Here is a 19,142-nt window from a genome sequence, read left to right as displayed (position 1 = left end):
AAAACTCACAGATACCATGAGCCACGACCTTCCCCCGCTCAATGCCTTGCGCGCCTTCGAGGCCACCGCCCGTCTGAACAGCGTCAGTCAGGCTGCCGAGCAGCTGCATGTCACTCACGGCGCGGTCAGCCGCCAGCTGAAAGCGCTTGAAGAACATCTCGGCGTGAGCCTGTTCGTCAAGGACGGGCGCGGCTTGAAACTCACAGATGCCGGCGTGCGTCTGCGCGATGCCAGCGCAGAGGCGTTTGATCGCTTGCGCACTGTTTGTGCGGAATTGACCCAAAGCACTGCCGATGCGCCGTTCGTGCTTGGTTGTTCGGGGAGTCTGCTGGCGCGCTGGTTCATTCCGCGCCTGGGGCGGTTGAATGCCGATTTGCCTGATCTGCGACTGCACCTGTCGGCCGGTGAAGGCGATCTCGACCCTCGGCGCCCGGGCCTCGATGCGCTATTGCTGTTCGCCGAGCCACCGTGGCCGGCCGATATGCAGGTCTATGAACTGGCGGCGGAACGCATCGGCCCGGTGATGAGCCCGTTATTCAGCGGTTATCAGAACCTGCACGACGCTCCTGGCGCAGAATTGCTCAAGCAGCCCTTGCTGCACACCACCTCTCGCCCGCAAGCCTGGCCCAGCTGGGCACAGCAAAACCACCTTGATCCCAAGGCGTTGAAGCTCGGGCAAGGTTTTGAGCATTTGTATTATTTGCTGGAGGCGGCTGTTGCAGGTCTCGGCGTGGCAATCGCGCCGGAGCCGCTGGTAACCGAAGATCTGAAGGCAGGACGCCTGGTTGCGCCATGGGGCTTCTGCGAAACCCCGGCGCAACTGGCGTTGTGGCTACCCAAGCGCGCCGCAGACGGACGCGCCCGGCAACTGGCGCAATGGCTCAAGAACGAGCTGCGCCAGACTGATCACTCACCGCGCTTGAACAAAAAGTAGGCGGCGAGCAGACCGATTGCACCGACAGCCACACCGGCTGTGGTCCAAGGATGTTCCTGCGCGTAATCACGAGTGGCAATGCCGGTCTCGCGGGTTTTCACTTTGACTTCTTCGTACGCGTCGCTGAGCAGATGACGGGAATGTTTCAATGCACTTTCGGCATTGCTTTTCAGCGCCTTGAGGGTCTTGCGCGACTCGTCCGAAGCATCGTCTTTCAAGCTTTCCAACGATTTGAGCAGACTCTCGATCTCGGCTTCCATGCTTTGCAACGAGGCTTTACGTAAAGAGGTGTTGGCCATGGTGGCTCTCCTGCATTGGTGATGAGTGGCGTGTGTTGGTTGGGACTTCACCACTTCGAGAAAGTGCAGAAATTCTGAACTTCGGCAGCGCAGAGGCGCCGAAATCAACAGTGCAATTGCCTGCTAGGCTCAATTTCACACGCCATTCCAACCCAAGGAGAACGCCATGAGTGACCATCACACGTACAAGAAAGTCGAGCTGGTCGGTTCGTCCACCACCAGCATCGAAGACGCCATCAACAACGCACTGGCCGAAGCCAACAAAACCCTGCGCAATCTGGAATGGTTTGAAGTGACCGAAACCCGTGGCCACATCGAAAACGGCCAGGTGGCGCACTTTCAGGTAACGCTGAAAGTCGGCTTCAAGATTGCCGCCAGCTGAGTTTGAGCTAGTCTTCTGAACTTGCGCGCTGGCCGAGTGCCATAGGGAATGGCAAAGCGCTACAAGGTGAGCGCATCGGGTGGATGACCCGATGCCCGCCTCATTCAATCCGACCAGGGAGTGCGACCGATGAAGAAGTTCATGTTGGCAGTAGGTTTGTTGAGCCTTGCGGGTGGTGCGTTTGCAGCCGGCAAGCCATGTGAAGAGCTGAAAAGCGAAATCGCCGCGAAGCTCGACGCCAAAGGCGTATCCGGTTATTCGCTGGAAGTTGTCGACAAGGGTGCGGCCGTTGATGGCGACGTCGTCGGCAGTTGCGAAGGCGGCAGCAAGGACATCGTCTACAAGCGAGGTTGATTGCGCCTGAAACACAAAAGCCGACGTGGATGCGTCGGCTTTTTTGTGGACGATGATTTTCCGGGTAGGAGCTGCGGGACGCTGCGATCTTTTGATCTTGATTTCAAATCATAATCAAAAGATCGCAGCCTCGTTGCACTCGACAGCTCCTGCAAGGGTTCGCGTTATCCCTTCATGACTTGGGCCAGCAATTCGTAGGAATGGATGCGATCGGCGTGTTCGTAAAGATCACTGGTGAAAATCAGCTCGTCCGCCTGGGTCTGCTCGATCAAAACCTCAAGCTTGGCGCGGATCTTCTGCGGGCCGCCGACCATGGCGAGACCGAGGAAATCGCCCACCGCTTCACGTTCATGGGGCAGCCACAGGCCGTCCATGGTTTTCACCGGTGGACGCTGCACCAGGCTCTGGCCACGCATCAGCGCAAGAATGCGCTGGTATACAGACGTCGCCAGGTAATCGGCTTGCTCATCGGTATCCGCTGCCACCAGCGGCACGCCGAGCATCACGTACGGCTTGTCGAGCACCGCCGACGGTTTGAAGTGATTGCGGTAGATGCGGATCGCCTCGTGCATGAAGCGCGGCGCGAAGTGCGAGGCGAAGGCGTAAGGCAAGCCGCGCTCACCCGCCAATTGCGCACTGAACAGGCTTGAGCCGAGCAGCCAGACCGGCACGTTGGTGCCGGTGCCGGGCATGGCGATCACCCGTTGCTCCGGGGTGCGCGGGCCGAGGTAGCGCATCAGTTCGGCAACGTCTTCAGGGAAGTCGTCAGCGCTGCCCGAGCGCTCACGGCGCAAGGCGCGGGCGGTCATCTGGTCAGAGCCGGGCGCGCGGCCCAGACCCAGGTCGATCCGTCCCGGGTACAGGCTCTCGAGGGTGCCGAACTGCTCGGCGATCACCAGCGGCGCATGGTTGGGCAGCATTACCCCGCCGGAACCGACGCGGATCGTCGACGTGCCTCCGGCCAGATAGCCGAGCAACACCGAAGTTGCCGAACTGGCGATGCCGTCCATGTTGTGATGTTCGGCGACCCAGAAGCGCGTGTAGCCGAATTTCTCGGCATGCTGCGCCAGGTCCAGCGAGTTGCGCAGCGATTGCGCTGCGCTGCCGTTTTCGCGCACTGGCACCAGGTCGAGGGTGGAAAATTTAACGTCGGACAGTTTTTTCATGAACCTGCATCTCCGGGTGGGGAGGCAGGTTTTTCTTGCGAGCGAAAACCTGCCAAATCCATAAGCGTGTTTTATGGAATGAGGGCATATACCCGAGATTCAATAGCAGCGACGAAATTTCCTACTAAAAAAGTCAACGATTCAGCCAGGCTGAACTTTGTTCCGCCGTCTATCCTCAGAAGCCTTGCTAGTAAAAACCGCGACGGCGCGGCGTCCCGCGCCACATTTGAGGAGGCAGACATGGCTATCGTGAAAAAGGCATCGGCGCATTGGGAAGGCGATCTGAAATCCGGTCTCGGCTCGATCTCCACCGAAACCGGCGTACTGCGCGAAGCGCCGTACGGCTTCATGGCGCGCTTTGAAGGCGGCAAGGGTACCAATCCGGAAGAACTGATCGGCGCGGCTCACGCCGGCTGCTTCTCCATGGCGTTTTCGATGATTCTCGGCGATGCCGGCCTGAAGGCAGACAGCATCGACACCAACGCTGAAGTCACCCTCGATCAGGTTGACGGCGGCTTCGCAATCACTGCGGTAAAGCTGATTCTCAAGGCGAAGATTCCAGGCGCAACTCAGCAGCAGTTTGAAGAACTGAGCAACAAGGCCAAGGAAGGTTGCCCGGTTTCCAAGGTGTTGAATGCGAAGATCACGCTTGAGGCTTCGCTGGTCAGCTGATTGGGCGTTTGCAGGGCTGACGCCTTCGCGAGCAGGCTCGCTCCCACAGGGGATTTGTGCACGACGCAGATTCAGTGTGGGAAAAAGCCTGCTCGCGAAGGCAGTCTCGAAACCAGCTCAGCGGCCGGCAATTAATACAAGGTGTGAGCAAAGTCAGAACCCGCTCCGCAGAAATGTGGTCGAATAATCGAAAGCAGCTTCAGCGCACACCCGTGCGCGCTGCCTCAAGGAGCTTCATCGATGAAACGTATTGGCTTGGCGATCCTTTGCAGTGCACTGGCCACGTCCGCAATCGCAGCCCCCAAAAAATGCGAGGAGCTTAGAAAGGAAATCGAGGTCAAAATTCAGGCGAAAGCGGTGCCAACGTACACCCTTGAAATCATCACGGCGGAAGAGGCGAAGCAGCATGACTCAGCCATGATCGTTGGTTCTTGCGAGAACGGCACCAAGCGAATCATCTATCAGAAAAACGATAGATGATTGTCCTTCACGGCACGCAATTGATCTGCCGCTCGTTGGCAACGATCTGGCCCTGACGATTGATCAAGCGTGCACTTGGCGTGAAGGCCAGCGATCGGGCCTCAAGGCGGTAACGCTGCCCGGCCTCGAAGTGGTCATAGGGCACGGTCATGTAACACAGCCGCTCTTGCGGATCGGTATCCATGCCCTGACCACCCCCGAATACTTCGAAGTCAAAGCGCACGGTGAGCTCATGACTACCGGGCGTCACCTGAAAAAACCGTCCGTCGCGCAAGCGCTGTTTATCCAGGCGCTCGGCCATCAGCACTTTGCCGCCGGGGGTAGGCATGGCGAAGTCGACCCAGGCTTTGTCTGGATCGGCCGCCGGCAACGGGCTCTGACAACCGGCGAGCACACTGGCGGCCAGCAATGTCGTCAACTTGCGCATGATCGATATCCTTAGACGGGATTTCCAGCATAGCGCTGATCAACTGCTCTGACAGCCCGCCGGTGTGCCCTGACCGACAACCTTGCGCTGTTCGTCATAAAGCTTGGCCCAAGGCCGGAAGCCGATGCTGCCCGCCTGCAACTGATAGCGCTGGCCGGCGTTGAAGTCCTTGAATTTCACGCTCAACTGGCAATCGCGCCACAGCGGTTCGGCAGTCGGGCCGATATTGGTGGCCTCCACCGGGAATTGATAGCGCACCTTCAGCTCATGGCTGCCGGGCTGCACTTCGAAATAGCGTTTGTCGATGGCCTGGGTGGCATCGACTTGAACGGCTTGCAGCGCCGTGTCGTGTTGGCGAGCGTCAAGATCGATCCAGGCTTGCGAGGGGTCGGGGTCGGGCATTCCGAATCCGGCACAACCGGCCAGCGTCAGCAGGCCTCCTGTCAGCATGAACATGCGCATAGCGGTGCTCCTTGAGGCGGGATAGTCTTGGGGCAGACTTTCCGGGGAATTTCTTATTTTGATCAGGCCGTTTTCCAGCCTTGGGTTACTTGATCGCGTTTTTCCGATTTTGTTTCCGGGTGTGTTGTTTTTGTTGCTCAACGGTTGCGCCAGCGTCAGCTATTACAGCCAGCTCGCCAGCGGCCAATTGCAATTGCTGCGCGCCCGGGAGCCGGTGGAGAAGGTCATTGCCGACCCCAGCCGCGATGCCAAATTGCGCGCGCATCTGGCTCAATCACAAAAGGCCCGTACCTTTGCCAGCGAGCATCTGCATTTGCCGGATAACCAGAGCTATCGCCTTTACGCCGATATCCATCGCCCCTACGTGGTGTGGAATGTGTTCGCTACACAAGAGTTCTCCCTGACACCGCAGAATCACTGCTTCCCGATTGCCGGCTGCGTGGCCTATCGCGGCTACTACAGCCAGAGCGCAGCCCGTGGCGAAGCGGCGATTCAACGCTTGCAGGGCATGGACGTGTCGATCGGCGGGGTCGAGGCGTACTCGACGCTCGGCTGGTTCAATGACCCGATCCTCAATTCGATGATGGGCTGGGGCGACGAACGTCTGGCCACGCTGATCTTTCATGAGCTGGCGCACCAGAAGTTCTATGTGAAGGACGACACCGAATTCAACGAGTCATTTGCCACGTTTGTCGAGCAGGAAGGCACGCGGCAATGGCGCGCGTTTCGCGGGCTACCGGCAGAGTCGGATGCGAGGCTCAAGCAGCGTGACCAATTCATCGAACTGGTACTCGCCACGCGTTCACGACTGGAGACGCTGTATGCGCAGCCGCTGTCGGTTGAGCAAATGCGTGAGCACAAAGCAGCTGAATTCGAGCGCTTGCGCCGGGAGTATCAGGCAACGCGCGACAGTCAGTGGGCCGGGGACAAGCGCTATGACGCCTGGGTCAATGCGCCGCTGAACAATGCGCGGTTGTTGCCGTTCGGGCTGTATGACCAGTGGGTGCCGGCGTTTGCGGCGCTGTTCAACCAAGTGGGTGGGGATTGGCTGAGGTTCTATGCCGAGGTTGAGCGGTTGGGGCGATTGCCGGTTGATGAGCGTAAGGCGGCGCTGGAAGCGCTGGCCCAGTCCTAAGGAACTCGGAGGCATAACGGCTCTTTCGCGAGCAGGCTCGCTCCCACATTGGATCGCGCTGCCTCTGTGGGAGCGAGCCTGCTCGCGAAGGCTATTTCATCAGCGCTGCAAAAACGCCTGATGCAACTCGTCCAAGGTTTCAAAGTGATAAGCCGGCGCCTCGGCATTCAGTTCTTCAAAACTGCCGAACCCATAGCCCACCGCCGCCGCATCCAGGCCATTGCTGCGCGCGCCGATCAGGTCGTGCTTGCGATCGCCGATCATCAGGGTCTGCGCCGGGTCCAGGCGTTCTTCCTCAAGCAAGTGCGCAATCAACTCAACCTTGTTGGTCCGCGTGCCGTCCAGCTCGCTGCCGTAGATCACCTTGAAGTGGCGGGCGAAGTCGAAGTGCCGGGCGATCTCGCGGGCGAACACCCACGGTTTGGAGGTGGCGATGTACAACTGCCGCCCCTGCCCGCTCAAGGTTTCCAGCAACGGCGTGACCCCGTCGAACACCCGATTCTCATAGAGGCCGGTGACCTTGAAGCGCTCACGGTAGAAATTCACCGCTTCCCAGGCCTTGGCCTCGTCGAAGTCGTAGAACTGCATGAACGCTTGCAGCAGCGGCGGGCCGATGAAGTGTTCCAGTTTGCTCAGGTCCGGCTCGTCGATGCCGAGATTGGCCAAGGCAAATTGAATTGAGCGGGTGATGCCCTCACGCGGGTCGGTCAGGGTGCCATCGAGGTCGAACAGTACAGTCTGGTAATGCATGGAAATTCCCGAGCAGGTGTAGGGCGATTCAGAGCTGGTCGTAGCCTTCGGCCAGATGCAGGTCCTTGAGCTTGACGTAATTCGCCGCGCTGTAGGTGAAGAAGGCGTTTTCCTTGTCGGTCAGCGGGCGCACTTGCTTGACCGGGCTGCCGACATACAGGAAGCCGCTCTGCAGGCGCTTGCCCGGCGGCACCAGGCTGCCGGCGCCGATGATCACATCGTCTTCCACCACGGCACCGTCCATGACGATGCTGCCCATGCCGATCAATACGCGGCTGCCAACGGTGCAGCCGTGCAGCATGACCTTGTGGGCGATGGTCACATCATCGCCGATCAGCAAGGGAAAACCGTCCGGGTTGAACGGGCCGGCGTGGGTGATGTGCAGCACACAGCCGTCCTGCACGCTGGTGCGCGCACCGATGCGGATGCGGTGCATGTCGCCACGGATCACCGTCAGCGGCCAGACCGAGCTGTCTGCGCCAATTTCGACGTCGCCGATCACCACCGCCGAACCGTCGACGAATGCGCCGTTGCTCAGGCGTGGGGTGTGATTCTGATATTTGCGAAGGGACACGATTAGTTCTCTCTCTGTCGCCGATAGCTGCGGTGAGTGTCGATTGTAATTAAGATGGGCGCATGTTTCTTCCAGCCAAGGTGCCAACCGTGAGCGTGAACAACCCTCTTTTGCAGTCCTACGACCTGCCGCCGTTCTCCACGATCCGTGCCGAACACGTCCTGCCCGCCATCGAAACCATCCTCGCGGACAACCGCGCCGCCATCGCCGAAATTCTCAAGACCCAGGGCAAGAACCCGACATGGGCCGGTCTGGTGCTGGCGATGGACGAACTCAACGATCGCCTCGGTGCGGCATGGAGCCCGGTCAGCCATCTTAACGCCGTGTGCAACAGCGCCGAATTGCGTGAAGCCTACGAGTCGTGCCTGCCGGCCCTGAGCGCCTACTCCACCGAAATGGGCCAGAACCGCGAACTGTTCCAGGCGTATGAAGCGCTGGCCAACAGTCCGGAAGCTGCCAGTTTCGACGTCGCGCAAAAAACCATTCTGGAACACGCCCTGCGCGATTTCCGCCTGTCGGGTATCGACCTGCCGGAAGCCGAGCAGAAACGTTACGCCGAAGTGCAGAGCAAGCTGTCCGAGCTCGGCAGCCGCTTCTCCAACCAATTGCTCGACGCCACTCAGGCGTGGACCAAACACATTACCGATGAAGCCGCCCTCGCCGGCCTGACCGATTCAGCCAAGGCGCAAATGGCTGCCGCCGCCCAGGCCAAAGGTCTGGATGGCTGGTTGATCACTCTGGAATTCCCCAGCTATTACGCGGTGATGACCTACGCGCAAGACCGCGCGCTGCGCGAAGAAGTCTACGCCGCCTACTGCACCCGTGCCTCGGATCAAGGCCCGAATGCTGGCCAGAACGACAACGGCCCGGTGATGGAAGAGATCCTCGACCTGCGCCAGGAACTGGCCCGACTGCTGGGCTTCGCCAGTTTCGCCGAGCTGAGCCTGGCGACGAAAATGGCCGAATCCAGCGATCAGGTGCTGAGCTTCCTGCGCGATCTGGCCCAACGCAGCAAGCCGTTCGCCGCGCAGGATCTGCAACAGCTGCGCGCGTACGCCGCCGAACAGGGCTGCGCCGATCTGCAAAGCTGGGACAGCGGTTTCTACGGTGAAAAACTTCGCGAGCAGCGTTACAGCGTCGCTCAGGAAACCCTGCGAGCCTACTTCCCGATCGACAAAGTCCTCAGCGGCCTGTTCGCCATCGTCCAGCGTCTGTACGGCATCGAGATCGCCGAGCAGAAAGGCTTCGACACTTGGCACCCGGACGTCCGCCTGTTCGAGATCAAGGAAAACGGTCAGCACGTCGGCCGCTTCTTCTTCGACTTGTATGCCCGCGCCAACAAGCGTGGCGGCGCGTGGATGGACGGCGCCCGCGACCGTCGCCGCACCATCGACGGCGTGCTGCAAAGCCCGGTGGCCAATCTGGTGTGCAACTTCACTCCGGCCGACAGCGGCAAACCGGCGCTGCTGACCCACGATGAAGTGACCACCCTGTTCCACGAGTTCGGCCACGGCCTGCATCACCTGCTGACCCGCGTCGAACACGCTGGCGTATCCGGCATCAACGGCGTGGCCTGGGACGCGGTCGAGCTGCCGAGCCAGTTCATGGAAAACTGGTGCTGGGAGCCGGAAGGCCTGGCGCTGATTTCCGGCCACTACGAGACTGGCGAGCCACTGCCGCAGGACCTGCTGGAAAAAATGCTCGCGGCGAAGAATTTCCAGTCCGGGCTGATGATGGTGCGTCAGCTGGAGTTTTCGCTGTTCGACTTCGAACTGCATGCCACCCATGGCGATGGCCGCAGCGTGGCGCAAGTGCTCGAGGGCGTGCGTGACGAGGTGTCGGTGATGCGTCCACCGGCTTACAACCGCTTCCCCAACAGCTTTGCGCACATTTTCGCTGGTGGTTACGCGGCGGGTTATTACAGCTACAAGTGGGCTGAAGTGCTGTCCGCCGACGCCTTCTCGAAATTCGAGGAAGACGGCGTGCTCAACGCTGAAACCGGTCGGGCGTTCCGCGAGGCGATTCTGGCGCGCGGCGGCTCGCAGGCACCGATGGTGCTGTTCGTCGACTTCCGTGGCCGTGAGCCGTCGATCGACGCGCTGTTGCGCCACAGCGGCCTGAGTGAGGACGCGGCAGCATGAGCGACGGCCCTGTGATCACCAAGAAGCGCTTCATCGCCGGGGCGGTCTGCCCGGCGTGCAGCGAGCCGGACAAGTTGATGATGTGGAACGAAGACGGCGTGCCGCACCGCGAATGCGTGGCCTGCGGTTACTCCGACACGCTCAACGAGCAAGGCCTGTCGGTGCCCAAAGAGCTGGGCACGCGGGTCAATACCAGCGCGCTGAAACCTGCCGCCGACAAAAAGGTTCAGGCGGTGCAGTTCTTCCCCAACCCCAAGTTGAAGAAAAAGTCCGACGAGCAACAATGACAACGACCGCTGCCTGCCGATCATCGTCGGCAGGTGGCGGTATCTATTCACCACCTTGCCTCTGCGCTTCCTGATTAGGCTGGCCAATCCAGCCCTCTCTCACGGAAGACGCCATGCCTGACACCAACCCACTCCTGCAACATTGGCAGTTGCCGCCCTGGGCGGCGATACGCGCCGAACATCTGCTGCCAGCAGTCGAGCGCATCGTTGCCGACAACCTGCTGATCATCGAAAACGTCATCGCCACTCAGGTCGATCATCCCAACTGGGACGACGTGGTAATTGCCATCGATGAAGCCGATGCGCGCCTGGATGAAACCATGGCGATCATCGAATTCCTCTCGATCAGTCATGCCGATGAGCCCCAGTGGTTGATGCAGGAAGCCCTGAGTACGCACGCCGCGCAGCGTTACAAGACTGCGAAGGCCGGCAATCGACAGTTGCTCCAGGTTTATCAACGATTGGCACAGAGCTCCATAGCCGCCAGCTTCAGTGATGCACGCAAAGCCTCGCTGGCGAAAATCCTGCGCCGGTTTCACTTGGCGGGAAGCGAATTGTCGAGTGCGCAGCGCAAGGATCTGGCGCGATTGAACGGCGAAATCGATCTGCTGGAAAAGCGCTTCATGAGCAACCTCAAATCGGTCAACGCGGCATGGAGCAAGGACATCGACGATGCCGCGCTATTGGCGGGACTGCCGGCCGAAATGCGGGCGCATCTGGCCGCCAATGCCCACAAGGCCGGCCTGCCCGGGTGGCGGCTGACCCTGGATCAGAACACTTACCAACAGGTCATGAGGCGGGCACAACACCGCGGACTGCGCGAGGAGTATTTCAAAGCCTGGTGCACCCGCGCTTCGGATCAGGGGCCACAGGCCGGTCGCTTCGATAACGGGCCGGTTTTGCAGACGCTGCTGGCCGCACGTCATGCCAAAGCCCGGCTCTTGGGTTTTGACAACTTTGCCCATCTGCGCCTGCACAACCGTATGGCTACCGGTACCGATCAGGTTGGCCGTTTTCTGCGCCAGCAGATCGCCCGCAATGCCGTGTCACTGGCGGGCGAGACCGATGAATTGCAGGCCTTGGCCCGCGAGCACGGGGTTGAACAGCTAGAAGCGTGGGATCACGATTTCCTCGCCGAGCAATTACGCCTGAAGCAGTCCGGCGGCACGGAGCAGGACCTGCGCGAGTTCTTCGCGCTGCAAGCCACACTGCACAGCCTCTGCCGCTTCAGCGAGCATATGTTCGGTATCAGCATCAGCGAAAATACCGTCCACGAGCGTTTCGCCGAAAATGTTCGCCTGTTCGAAATCAGCGAGCGTCAGCAACCGGTTGGTTACATCTACATCGACCCGTTCCACCGCGACGCGGGCAACGACTATGCCTGGACCGGTGTACTGCGCAATCGACGGATCACCGCCGAAGGCCGACCATTACTGCCGATTGCCTCGCTTCAATGCAATTACCCGGCAGCGGAAAACGGGCAAACGCACCTGCTGGATCCGCAGGATCTGCGCGTTCTGCTGCACGAATTCGGCCATTGCCTGCATCACGTGCTGACGCGTTCGCCGCATTACAACCTGTCCGGCATTTCGCATCTGAGCCGCGACGCTGCCGAGTTTGTCGGGCAACTGTTCGAAAAATGGGCGTTATCCGGGCAATTCCTGCGCTGGCTGGGTACGCATCACCAGAGCGGTGAACGTCTCTCCGAAGCGCAGGCCAATACCGCGTTTTCCGCCACAGGCATCCAGCGCAGCCGGGAGACGGCAATGCTGTTGCTGAACGCGCTGGTCGACTTCGAACTGCACCGCTGTCACGGTGACGGTCGCACTGTTCAGCAAGTAGTCGAGGATGTGCAAAGTGAGTTCGCGCACCTGTCCATCCCGGCCTACTGCCGCTTCGCCAACAGCTGCGATTATCTGGTTACCGGTTATGAGGCTTCGCTGTACGCCTACAAATGGTCGGGTGTGCTGGCGAGCGAGGCGTTCAAGCGCTTCGAACGTGAAGGTCTGTTCAACGAACAGACGGGCCGCGACATGCGCGAACACCTGCTCTCGGGGGACAGGCAGGCACTGCCCGCCGCACTGCAAGCCTTTCTCGGAAAACCCATCGACAGCGCACTGTTTCCTGCGCCAGCCGATTGAACTGATCAACGCTGGACGTGCGCCGAGTCGAACCAGTTCTTCATCGAACACATGGCGAATGCACTGGTGCTGCATTCGCCATTGATCAAGGCTTCGTGCAACCGATCGACATCGGCCTGCATCACGTAGCGCACGCTGTCGTGGAAATGCTGACTGTCGCCAAAACCGCCCTCGGTCATTTCCTTGAGCGCCTGCTCTTTGCTCCAGCCCTGCACCACCACGCGGTACATCGCCGCCATCAGTCCGGTGCGGTCAGAACCGTGCTTGCAGTGCATGAGCACCGGGCCGTCGGCTTCGGCAGACTGAATCGCGCGCAGAGCCTTGAGCACATCGCTGTCGTCGACGTGGTTGGTGCGATATGGCAGTTGCACCTGCTTGATGCCCGGCGCGGAGAGCCAGTCGCTATCAGCGTCAGGCAGGAAGTTGATTACGGTGACGACATGCAGATCGTTCAACAGCGGCACCGCACTGCGGCTGGGCAAGGCGCTGCGATACAGCGTCGGTGACATGCGGAACAGGTTGAACTGCGCCTCAACCGGCTGTGCCCACTCGGCCGGGCGAGATGGCGTGGCGTCGGCCGCCCGGGCGGCAATGCCATGCAACAGTGCAACAAGCGAAAAACATAACGCGGGGAAAAAGCGCACTCGAGACATGCTGGGCTGACCGTTTCGGCAATCTTCATGGGAGGAATTGCAGCTTCGCTTTTGAGCGGTCAACGCGCCGTGAGCCGGCCGTCAAAGAAACGTGAATCGTCGCCGCGCCGGGCTTTTTTCCGTGCAAACGGTTTTTCTTGATGCTTAGCCTGCTACCATTTGTCACATGATGTTGCAGAGGGAACGGCTTTTACCCGACCGAACCCTGATCGTCGCAACGCAAAATTCCTCGAGCTGCTCGCAGAAGCGGCTGACTTCTATGCCTGATGAGGTGCCCCCCATGTCTGATCAAGATCGAGACAACCCGCGGCGTGAATTCTTGCGCAAATCCCTGACCCTGATTCCGGTGGTCACGCTTGCCGGTACCGGCCTGGGCAGCAGCGTGCTGCAAGCCGCACCTGAAAGCACACCGGCGCCGGCCGCAGCAAAACCGGCCTCTGTCGCTGGTGACTATCAGCCGAGCTTTTTCACCGCTGAAGAATGGGCATTCATCAATGCCGCCGTCGCCCAGTTGATCCCCAACGACGCGCAAGGCCCCGGTGCCCTCGAAGCCGGCGTGCCGGAATACATCGACCGGCAGATGAACACCCCGTACGCCGCCGGTGCCCTGTGGTACATGCAAGGCCCGTTCAATGCCGACGCGGCACCGGAGATGGGCTGGCAGAGCAAACTGGTGCCCAAAGACATCTATCGCCTCGGCATCGCCGCCACGGATCAGTGGGTAAAAGGTTTGAGCGGTAAAACATTTGCCGAGCAAGACAGCGCTACCCGAGACGATTTGCTCAAGCAACTTGAAGCCGGCAAGCCGCAGTTCGATGCGGTGCCGGCGAAGATTTTCTTCAATCTGCTGCTGCAAAACACCAAGGAAGGTTTCTTCTGCGACCCGATCCACGGTGGCAATAAAGGCATGGTCGGCTGGACCATGATCGGTTTCCCCGGCGCCCGCGCCGATTTCATGGATTGGGTGGAACGCAACGAGCAATACCCCTTCCCGGCAGTGTCGATTCGCGGCGAGAGGGCGTAAGCATGGCAACGGTAATGAAGAAGGTTGATGCAGTCATCGTCGGTTTTGGCTGGACCGGCGCGATCATGGCCAAGGAGCTCACCGAGGCGGGTCTGAACGTGCTGGCGCTGGAGCGCGGGCCGATGCAGGACACCTACCCCGACGGCAACTATCCGCAGGTGATCGACGAACTCACCTACAGCGTGCGCAAGAAACTCTTTCAGGACATCTCCAAAGAAACGGTGACCATTCGCCACAGCGTCAACGACATCGCCCTGCCCAACCGCCAGCTGGGCGCGTTCCTGCCGGGGAATGGCGTCGGCGGCGCCGGTCTGCACTGGTCGGGCGTGCACTTTCGTGTCGACCCGATCGAGTTGCGCATGCGCAGCCACTATGAAGAACGCTACGGCAAAAGCTTCATCCCCAAAGACATGACCATTCAGGATTTCGGCGTCAGCTATGAAGAGCTGGAACCGTTTTTCGACTTCGCGGAAAAAGTCTTCGGCACCTCCGGCCAGGCCTGGACGGTGAAAGGCCAACTGGTTGGTCAGGGCAAGGGCGGTAACCCATACGCGGCGGATCGTTCCAACCCGTTCCCGCTTGAAGCGCAGAAAAACACCGTATCCGCACAGCTGTTTGGTAAAGCGGCTACAGAGGTGGGTTACAAACCTTACAACCTGCCTTCGGCAAATACCTCTGGGCCGTACACCAATCCCTACGGCGCACAGATGGGGCCGTGCAATTTCTGCGGTTTCTGCAGCGGCTACGTCTGCTACATGTATTCCAAAGCCTCGCCGAACGTGAACATTCTGCCGGCGCTCAAGCCCCTGCCGAATTTCGAGCTGCGGCCCAACTCCCATGTGCTGCGGGTCAATCTCGACAGCACGAAAAGCAAAGCCACAGGCGTCACCTACATCGATGGCCAGGGCCGCGAGATCGAGCAGCCGGCGGATCTGGTGATCCTCGGCGCGTTCCAGCTGCACAACGTGCGTCTGATGCTGCTGTCCGGGATCGGCAAACCGTACGACCCGATCAGCGGCGAAGGCGTGGTCGGGCGTAACTTCGCCTACCAGAACATGGCCACCATCAAGGCCTTCTTCGACAAGGACACCCACACCAACAACTTCATCGGCGCTGGCGGCAACGGCGTGGCGGTGGACGATTTCAACGCCGACAACTTCGACCACGGCCCGCACGGCTTCGTCGGCGGTTCGCCGATGTGGGTCAACCAGGCTGGCAGTCGACCGATTGCCGGCACCTCGAACCCGCCGGGCACACCGGCCTGGGGCAGCGCATGGAAACGCGCCACCGCCGATTACTACACCCACCAGGTGTCGATGGACGCCCACGGCGCGCATCAATCCTACCGTGGCAACTACCTCGATCTCGATCCGGTGTACCGCGATGCCTACGGCCTGCCGCTGCTGCGCATGACATTCGACTGGCAGGAAAACGACATCAAGATGAACCGCTTCATGGTCGAGAAAATGGGCAAGATCGCCCAAGCCATGGGCCCGAAAGCCATTGCAGTGATCGGCAAGCAGGTCGGCGATCACTTCAACACCGCCTCGTACCAGACCACCCACCTCAACGGTGGCGCGATCATGGGCACCGATCCGAAGACCAGCGCCCTGAACCGCTATTTGCAGAGCTGGGACGTGCACAACGTATTCGTCCCGGGCGCCTCGGCGTTCCCGCAGGGCCTGGGCTACAACCCGACCGGGCTGGTGGCGGCGCTGACCTACTGGTCGGCAAAAGCGATCCGCGAGCAATACCTGAAAAACCCCGGCCCGCTGGTGCAGGCTTAAGGAGCGATGACCATGAAAACCCTCGTTATCGCCACCGTCGCCCTGCTCGGCAGCACTGCAATTTATGCGGCCGATGTTGATCAAAATCTGATCAAGCAAGGCGAATACCTTGCCCGCGCCGGCGACTGCGTGGCCTGCCACACGGCCAAGGGCGGCAAGCCGTTCGCCGGCGGTCTGCCGATGGAGACGCCGATCGGCACGATCTACTCGACCAACATCACCCCGGACAAGACCGGTCTGGGCGACTACAGCTTCGAAGACTTCGATCAGGCCGTGCGCCACGGTGTGGCCAAAAACGGCAGCACGTTGTACCCGGCGATGCCTTATCCGTCCTACGCGCGGGTCAACCAGGCCGACATGCAGGCGCTGTATGCGTATTTCATGCACGGCGTCGAACCGGTGGCGCAGGAGAACAAGGCCAGCGATATTCCCTGGCCGTTGAGCATGCGCTGGCCGCTGATGGGCTGGCGCTGGCTGTTTGCGCCGAAGGTCGAGGATTACCAGGCCACATCGGCCGATCCGGTGATCGATCGTGGCGCATACCTGGTCGAAGGCCTCGGCCACTGCGGCGCCTGTCATACCCCGCGCGCGCTGACCATGCAGGAAAAATCCCTGAGCGCGGCGGACGGCAGCGAATTCCTCGCCGGCAGTGCACCGCTGGAAGGCTGGATCGCCAAGAGCCTGCGCGGCGATCATAAGGATGGCCTCGGCAGCTGGAGCGAAGAACAACTGGTGCAGTTCCTCAAGACCGGGCGCAGTGATCGCAGCGCAGTGTTCGGCGGCATGAGCGATGTGGTCACCCACAGCATGCAGTACATGAGCGACGCCGACCTCACCGCGATTGCCCGCTATCTCAAATCGCTACCGGCCAATGACCCGGCGGATCAGCCGCATCAGTACGACGAGAAAGTGGCCAAAGCGCTGTGGAACGGCGACGACAGCCAACGCGGCGCGTCGGTGTACATCGACAACTGCGCAGCCTGCCACCGTACCGATGGTCATGGCTACACCCGGGTGTTCCCGGCGCTGGCGGGCAATCCGGTGCTGCAGACGGATGACCCGACATCGCTGATCCACATCGTGCTCAAGGGCGGGACTTTGCCGGCAACGCACACCGCGCCATCGACCTTCACCATGCCCGGTTTCGCCTGGCGCCTGTCGGATCAGGAAGTCGCGGATGTGGTGAGTTTCATTCGTGGCAGCTGGGGCAACAAGGGTGCGCCAGTGAAAGCTGCCGATGTTGCCGAGTTGCGTACGGAGGATATGAAGCAGACCTCCGGTGACGATCTTGGCCAAGTGACGCAACACAACTGACCACTCGCCCGATGGCACTAGCCAGATGACGATCGCCCCGATACTGTGCGCATATACAGTATCGGGGCGTTTTCATGTCTATTCCATTGCCACCTCGCGGTCGCGGCACCGCGACCAACCCGCACAACCGCTTTGCGCCCAGTCGTTCGGTGGCCGAGGACGATGGCTGGTATCAGGAAGTGCCAGAGACGCAAAACACCGAAGTGATCATCGAGAAGGCCAAATCGATCATCAGCCGCAACACCTCGCCGGATCTGCCCTTCGACCGTTCGCTCAATCCCTATCGCGGCTGCGAACACGGCTGCATCTATTGCTACGCACGCCCCAGCCACGCCTATTGGGACATGTCACCGGGCCTGGATTTCGAAACCCGGCTAATTGCCAAGACCAATGCCGCCCAGGTCCTCGAAGAACAGCTGAGCAAACCCGGCTATCAATGTGCGCCGATCAATCTCGGCTCCAATACCGACCCGTATCAGCCCATCGAGCGCGAATACAAAATCACCCGTCAGACCCTGGAAGTGCTGCTGCGTTACCGGCATCCGGTGACCATTGTCACCAAAGGTTCGCTGATTCTGCGCGATCTCGATTTGCTGACCGAGTTGGCGCAGCAACGGCTGGTGTCGGTGATGATCAGCCTGACCACACTGGACGATGAACTCAAACGCACCCTCGAACCGCGCGCCGCCGCGCCCAAGGCACGCCTGCGCGCGATCCGGGTGATGCGCGAAGCAGGCATTCCAGTCGGCGTGCTGTGTTCGCCGATGATTCCGATGATCAATGACAGCGAAATCGAAAGCCTGCTCACCGAGGCCCACGCCGCCGGTGCGCAAAGCGCTGCCTACATGATGCTGCGCCTGCCGCTGGAAGTCGCGCCGCTGTTCGAGGAGTGGTTGCAGGCGCACTATCCGCAACGTGCCGCCCATGTGTTGAGCCTGATCCGCCAGAGTCGCGGCGGCGAACTCTACGACAGCCGTTTCGGTGCGCGGATGCGTGGTGAAGGACCGTTTGCAGACCTGCTCGCACAAAGATTTGCCAAGGCCATCAAAAAGCTTGGCCTGAACAAACGCGAGGGCTATAACCTCGACTGCTCGGCCTTCTGTCCGCCGGGTCGCCAGATGTCGTTGATTTAGCGACAATTGGCTTTAGGTTGACGGGTTGGAATCCTTCCGCCGAAACACGCCAGTCACGTTTTTTGTGACCTGGAACACACGTTCTAGAGCGTTTGATTCAGTTTCAGTTAAGTTTCGGCGGCTACCTTGTTCATCGAGTGACTGACGGGTCGGGATGACCCGGATGGTTTAAACAGCCACTGGCTTCATACCGGAATACCGGGGAAGACTCCCTGAATCCGCACAAGAGGATGAATCATGAGTGACAAGGATAAACAGTCGTTGGCTGCCTCGGCGCAAAGCCCTGAAGCACAATCCGCCGATGCAGCACTGCGACAGATCGTTGATGGCTTTTTACGCTTTCATCATGACGTTTTTCCGCAGCAGGAAGAACTGTTCAAGAAGCTCGCCACCGCTCAGGCGCCCAAGGCGATGTTCATCACTTGCGCCGACTCGCGCATCGTTCCCGAGCTGATCACCCAGAGCTCGCCGGGCGATCTGTTCGTTACCCGTAACGTCGGCAACGTGGTGCCGCCCTACGGTCAGATGAACGGCGGCGTCTCCACCGCTATCGAGTACGCGGTACTGGCGCTGGGCGTGCAGCACATCATCATTTGCGGCCACTCCGATTGCGGCGCCATGCGCGCGGTACTCAACCCCGACAGCCTGGAAAAAATGCCGACGGTCAAAGCCTGGCTGCGCCACGCTGAAGTCGCGAAAACCATGGTGCACGACAACTGCAACTGCACCGACGAAAAAGACAGCATGCCGATCCTCACCGAGGAAAACGTCATCGCCCAACTGCAGCACTTGCGTACCCATCCTTCGGTAGCCTCGCGCATGGCGAACGGTCATCTGTTCATCCATGGCTGGGTCTACAACATCGAAACCAGCGAAATCAAAGCTTACGACGCGGACCAGGGTCGTTTCCTGCCTCTCGACGGCAGCCATCCGATTCCTGTGGCGACGCCCAAAGCGCGCTTCTAAATCTTCCCAACAATCTGTGTGGTATGACGCCGGCCGCTGATTCAGCGGTCCGGCCTCGCCA

Annotated in this window: 21 protein-coding genes; 14 read left to right on the top strand and 7 right to left on the bottom strand. The window is 60.2% G+C overall.

All coding sequences use genetic code 11. The features are described from left to right. Window positions 1-16: 16 nt before the first annotated feature. The gene (locus ASG55_RS24815; RefSeq protein WP_056791305.1) at window positions 17-934 is read left to right on the top strand and encodes a LysR family transcriptional regulator; all 918 of its coding nucleotides are present in this window, start codon (window positions 17-19) and stop codon (window positions 932-934) included. On the opposite strand, the gene ASG55_RS24810 is transcribed toward ASG55_RS24815, so the two are convergent. Further along, window positions 907-1,233, bottom strand: coding sequence for a DUF883 family protein (locus ASG55_RS24810; protein WP_039757078.1), 327 nt, complete (start codon window positions 1,231-1,233; stop codon window positions 907-909). The genes ASG55_RS24815 and ASG55_RS24810 overlap by 28 nt on opposite strands. A 166-nt stretch (window positions 1,234-1,399) precedes the next feature. Between ASG55_RS24810 and ASG55_RS24805 the strand changes: the two genes are divergently transcribed. Further along, window positions 1,400-1,615, top strand: coding sequence for a dodecin (locus tag ASG55_RS24805; protein WP_016772305.1), 216 nt, complete (start codon window positions 1,400-1,402; stop codon window positions 1,613-1,615). A 129-nt stretch (window positions 1,616-1,744) separates the two neighbouring features. Continuing rightward, a complete protein-coding gene (locus ASG55_RS24800) occupies window positions 1,745-1,969 on the top strand; it encodes a DUF1161 domain-containing protein (RefSeq protein ID WP_056791302.1) in 225 nt (74 codons plus the stop codon). A gap of 164 nt (window positions 1,970-2,133) precedes the next feature. Here ASG55_RS24800 and ASG55_RS24795 read toward each other — a convergent pair whose 3' ends face one another. Then, a complete protein-coding gene (locus ASG55_RS24795; protein ID WP_056791299.1) occupies window positions 2,134-3,135 on the bottom strand; it encodes an LLM class flavin-dependent oxidoreductase in 1,002 nt (333 codons plus the stop codon). 240 nt (window positions 3,136-3,375) lie between these two features. On the opposite strand from ASG55_RS24795, the gene ASG55_RS24790 reads away from it, so the two are divergent. Next, window positions 3,376-3,807, top strand: a complete 432-nt coding sequence (locus tag ASG55_RS24790) for an OsmC family protein (protein WP_056791296.1) — start codon at window positions 3,376-3,378, stop codon at window positions 3,805-3,807. A gap of 240 nt (window positions 3,808-4,047) precedes the next feature. Next, window positions 4,048-4,287, top strand: a complete 240-nt coding sequence (locus ASG55_RS24785) for a DUF1161 domain-containing protein (RefSeq protein WP_056791294.1) — start codon at window positions 4,048-4,050, stop codon at window positions 4,285-4,287. Between the two features lie 7 nt (window positions 4,288-4,294). Here the strand turns inward: ASG55_RS24785 and ASG55_RS24780 are convergent, their stop codons facing one another. After that, a complete protein-coding gene (locus ASG55_RS24780; protein ID WP_056791291.1) occupies window positions 4,295-4,714 on the bottom strand; it encodes a PA0061/PA0062 family lipoprotein in 420 nt (139 codons plus the stop codon). Between the two features lie 39 nt (window positions 4,715-4,753). Continuing rightward, the gene (locus ASG55_RS24775; protein WP_056791288.1) at window positions 4,754-5,176 is read right to left on the bottom strand and encodes a PA0061/PA0062 family lipoprotein; all 423 of its coding nucleotides are present in this window, start codon (window positions 5,174-5,176) and stop codon (window positions 4,754-4,756) included. 58 nt (window positions 5,177-5,234) lie between these two features. On the opposite strand from ASG55_RS24775, the gene ASG55_RS24770 reads away from it, so the two are divergent. Next, the gene (locus tag ASG55_RS24770) at window positions 5,235-6,311 is read left to right on the top strand and encodes an aminopeptidase (RefSeq protein WP_056791285.1); all 1,077 of its coding nucleotides are present in this window, start codon (window positions 5,235-5,237) and stop codon (window positions 6,309-6,311) included. Window positions 6,312-6,410: 99 nt separating this feature from the next. On the opposite strand, the gene ASG55_RS24765 is transcribed toward ASG55_RS24770, so the two are convergent. Both ASG55_RS24765 and ASG55_RS24760 read right to left on the bottom strand, forming a co-directional pair. Further along, entirely contained in the window at window positions 6,411-7,061 is a 651-nt protein-coding gene (locus ASG55_RS24765) for an HAD family hydrolase (RefSeq protein ID WP_024015022.1), read from the bottom strand. A gap of 28 nt (window positions 7,062-7,089) precedes the next feature. Beyond that, a complete protein-coding gene (locus ASG55_RS24760; RefSeq protein WP_016772314.1) occupies window positions 7,090-7,635 on the bottom strand; it encodes a gamma carbonic anhydrase family protein in 546 nt (181 codons plus the stop codon). An 89-nt stretch (window positions 7,636-7,724) separates the two neighbouring features. Between ASG55_RS24760 and prlC the strand changes: the two genes are divergently transcribed. The 3 genes from prlC to ASG55_RS24745 all read left to right on the top strand — a co-directional run bounded on the left by prlC (window position 7,725) and on the right by ASG55_RS24745 (window position 12,204). Continuing rightward, the gene (gene prlC / locus ASG55_RS24755) at window positions 7,725-9,776 is read left to right on the top strand and encodes an oligopeptidase A (RefSeq protein ID WP_051600831.1); all 2,052 of its coding nucleotides are present in this window, start codon (window positions 7,725-7,727) and stop codon (window positions 9,774-9,776) included. After that, entirely contained in the window at window positions 9,773-10,063 is a 291-nt protein-coding gene (locus tag ASG55_RS24750) for a YheV family putative zinc ribbon protein (RefSeq protein ID WP_056791282.1), read from the top strand. Before prlC ends, ASG55_RS24750 begins: the two co-directional genes overlap by 4 nt. Before the next feature lie 113 nt (window positions 10,064-10,176). Beyond that, a complete protein-coding gene (locus tag ASG55_RS24745; RefSeq protein ID WP_056791277.1) occupies window positions 10,177-12,204 on the top strand; it encodes a M3 family metallopeptidase in 2,028 nt (675 codons plus the stop codon). A 5-nt stretch (window positions 12,205-12,209) separates the two neighbouring features. Here ASG55_RS24745 and ASG55_RS24740 read toward each other — a convergent pair whose 3' ends face one another. Further along, window positions 12,210-12,857, bottom strand: a complete 648-nt coding sequence (locus tag ASG55_RS24740) for a phosphatase domain-containing protein (RefSeq protein WP_056791274.1) — start codon at window positions 12,855-12,857, stop codon at window positions 12,210-12,212. Window positions 12,858-13,137: 280 nt separating this feature from the next. On the opposite strand from ASG55_RS24740, the gene ASG55_RS24735 reads away from it, so the two are divergent. The 5 genes from ASG55_RS24735 to ASG55_RS24715 all read left to right on the top strand — a co-directional run bounded on the left by ASG55_RS24735 (window position 13,138) and on the right by ASG55_RS24715 (window position 19,081). Next, window positions 13,138-13,881 carry a gluconate 2-dehydrogenase subunit 3 family protein gene (locus tag ASG55_RS24735; RefSeq protein WP_056791272.1) on the top strand — a complete coding sequence of 248 codons (744 nt, stop codon included), beginning with the start codon at window positions 13,138-13,140 and terminating at the stop codon, window positions 13,879-13,881. A gap of 2 nt (window positions 13,882-13,883) precedes the next feature. Next, window positions 13,884-15,668 carry a GMC family oxidoreductase gene (locus tag ASG55_RS24730; RefSeq protein ID WP_041476464.1) on the top strand — a complete coding sequence of 595 codons (1,785 nt, stop codon included), beginning with the start codon at window positions 13,884-13,886 and terminating at the stop codon, window positions 15,666-15,668. Between the two features lie 12 nt (window positions 15,669-15,680). After that, entirely contained in the window at window positions 15,681-16,982 is a 1,302-nt protein-coding gene (locus tag ASG55_RS24725; protein ID WP_056791269.1) for a c-type cytochrome, read from the top strand. A gap of 74 nt (window positions 16,983-17,056) precedes the next feature. Then, the gene (locus ASG55_RS24720) at window positions 17,057-18,115 is read left to right on the top strand and encodes a PA0069 family radical SAM protein (protein ID WP_056791266.1); all 1,059 of its coding nucleotides are present in this window, start codon (window positions 17,057-17,059) and stop codon (window positions 18,113-18,115) included. 237 nt (window positions 18,116-18,352) lie between these two features. After that, window positions 18,353-19,081 (top strand): carbonic anhydrase, encoded by a 729-nt coding sequence (locus tag ASG55_RS24715; RefSeq protein ID WP_016772323.1) that lies wholly within the window; start codon window positions 18,353-18,355, stop codon window positions 19,079-19,081. Window positions 19,082-19,142: the final 61 nt, after the last annotated feature.

The sequence above is a fragment of the Pseudomonas sp. Leaf434 genome, assembly GCF_001425545.1.
GTDB classification, from domain to species: Bacteria; Pseudomonadota; Gammaproteobacteria; order Pseudomonadales; family Pseudomonadaceae; genus Aquipseudomonas; species Aquipseudomonas siliginis.
The sequence above is the reverse complement of the archived record's forward strand: the minus strand, read 5'-3'. Positions and strand labels throughout refer to the sequence as shown.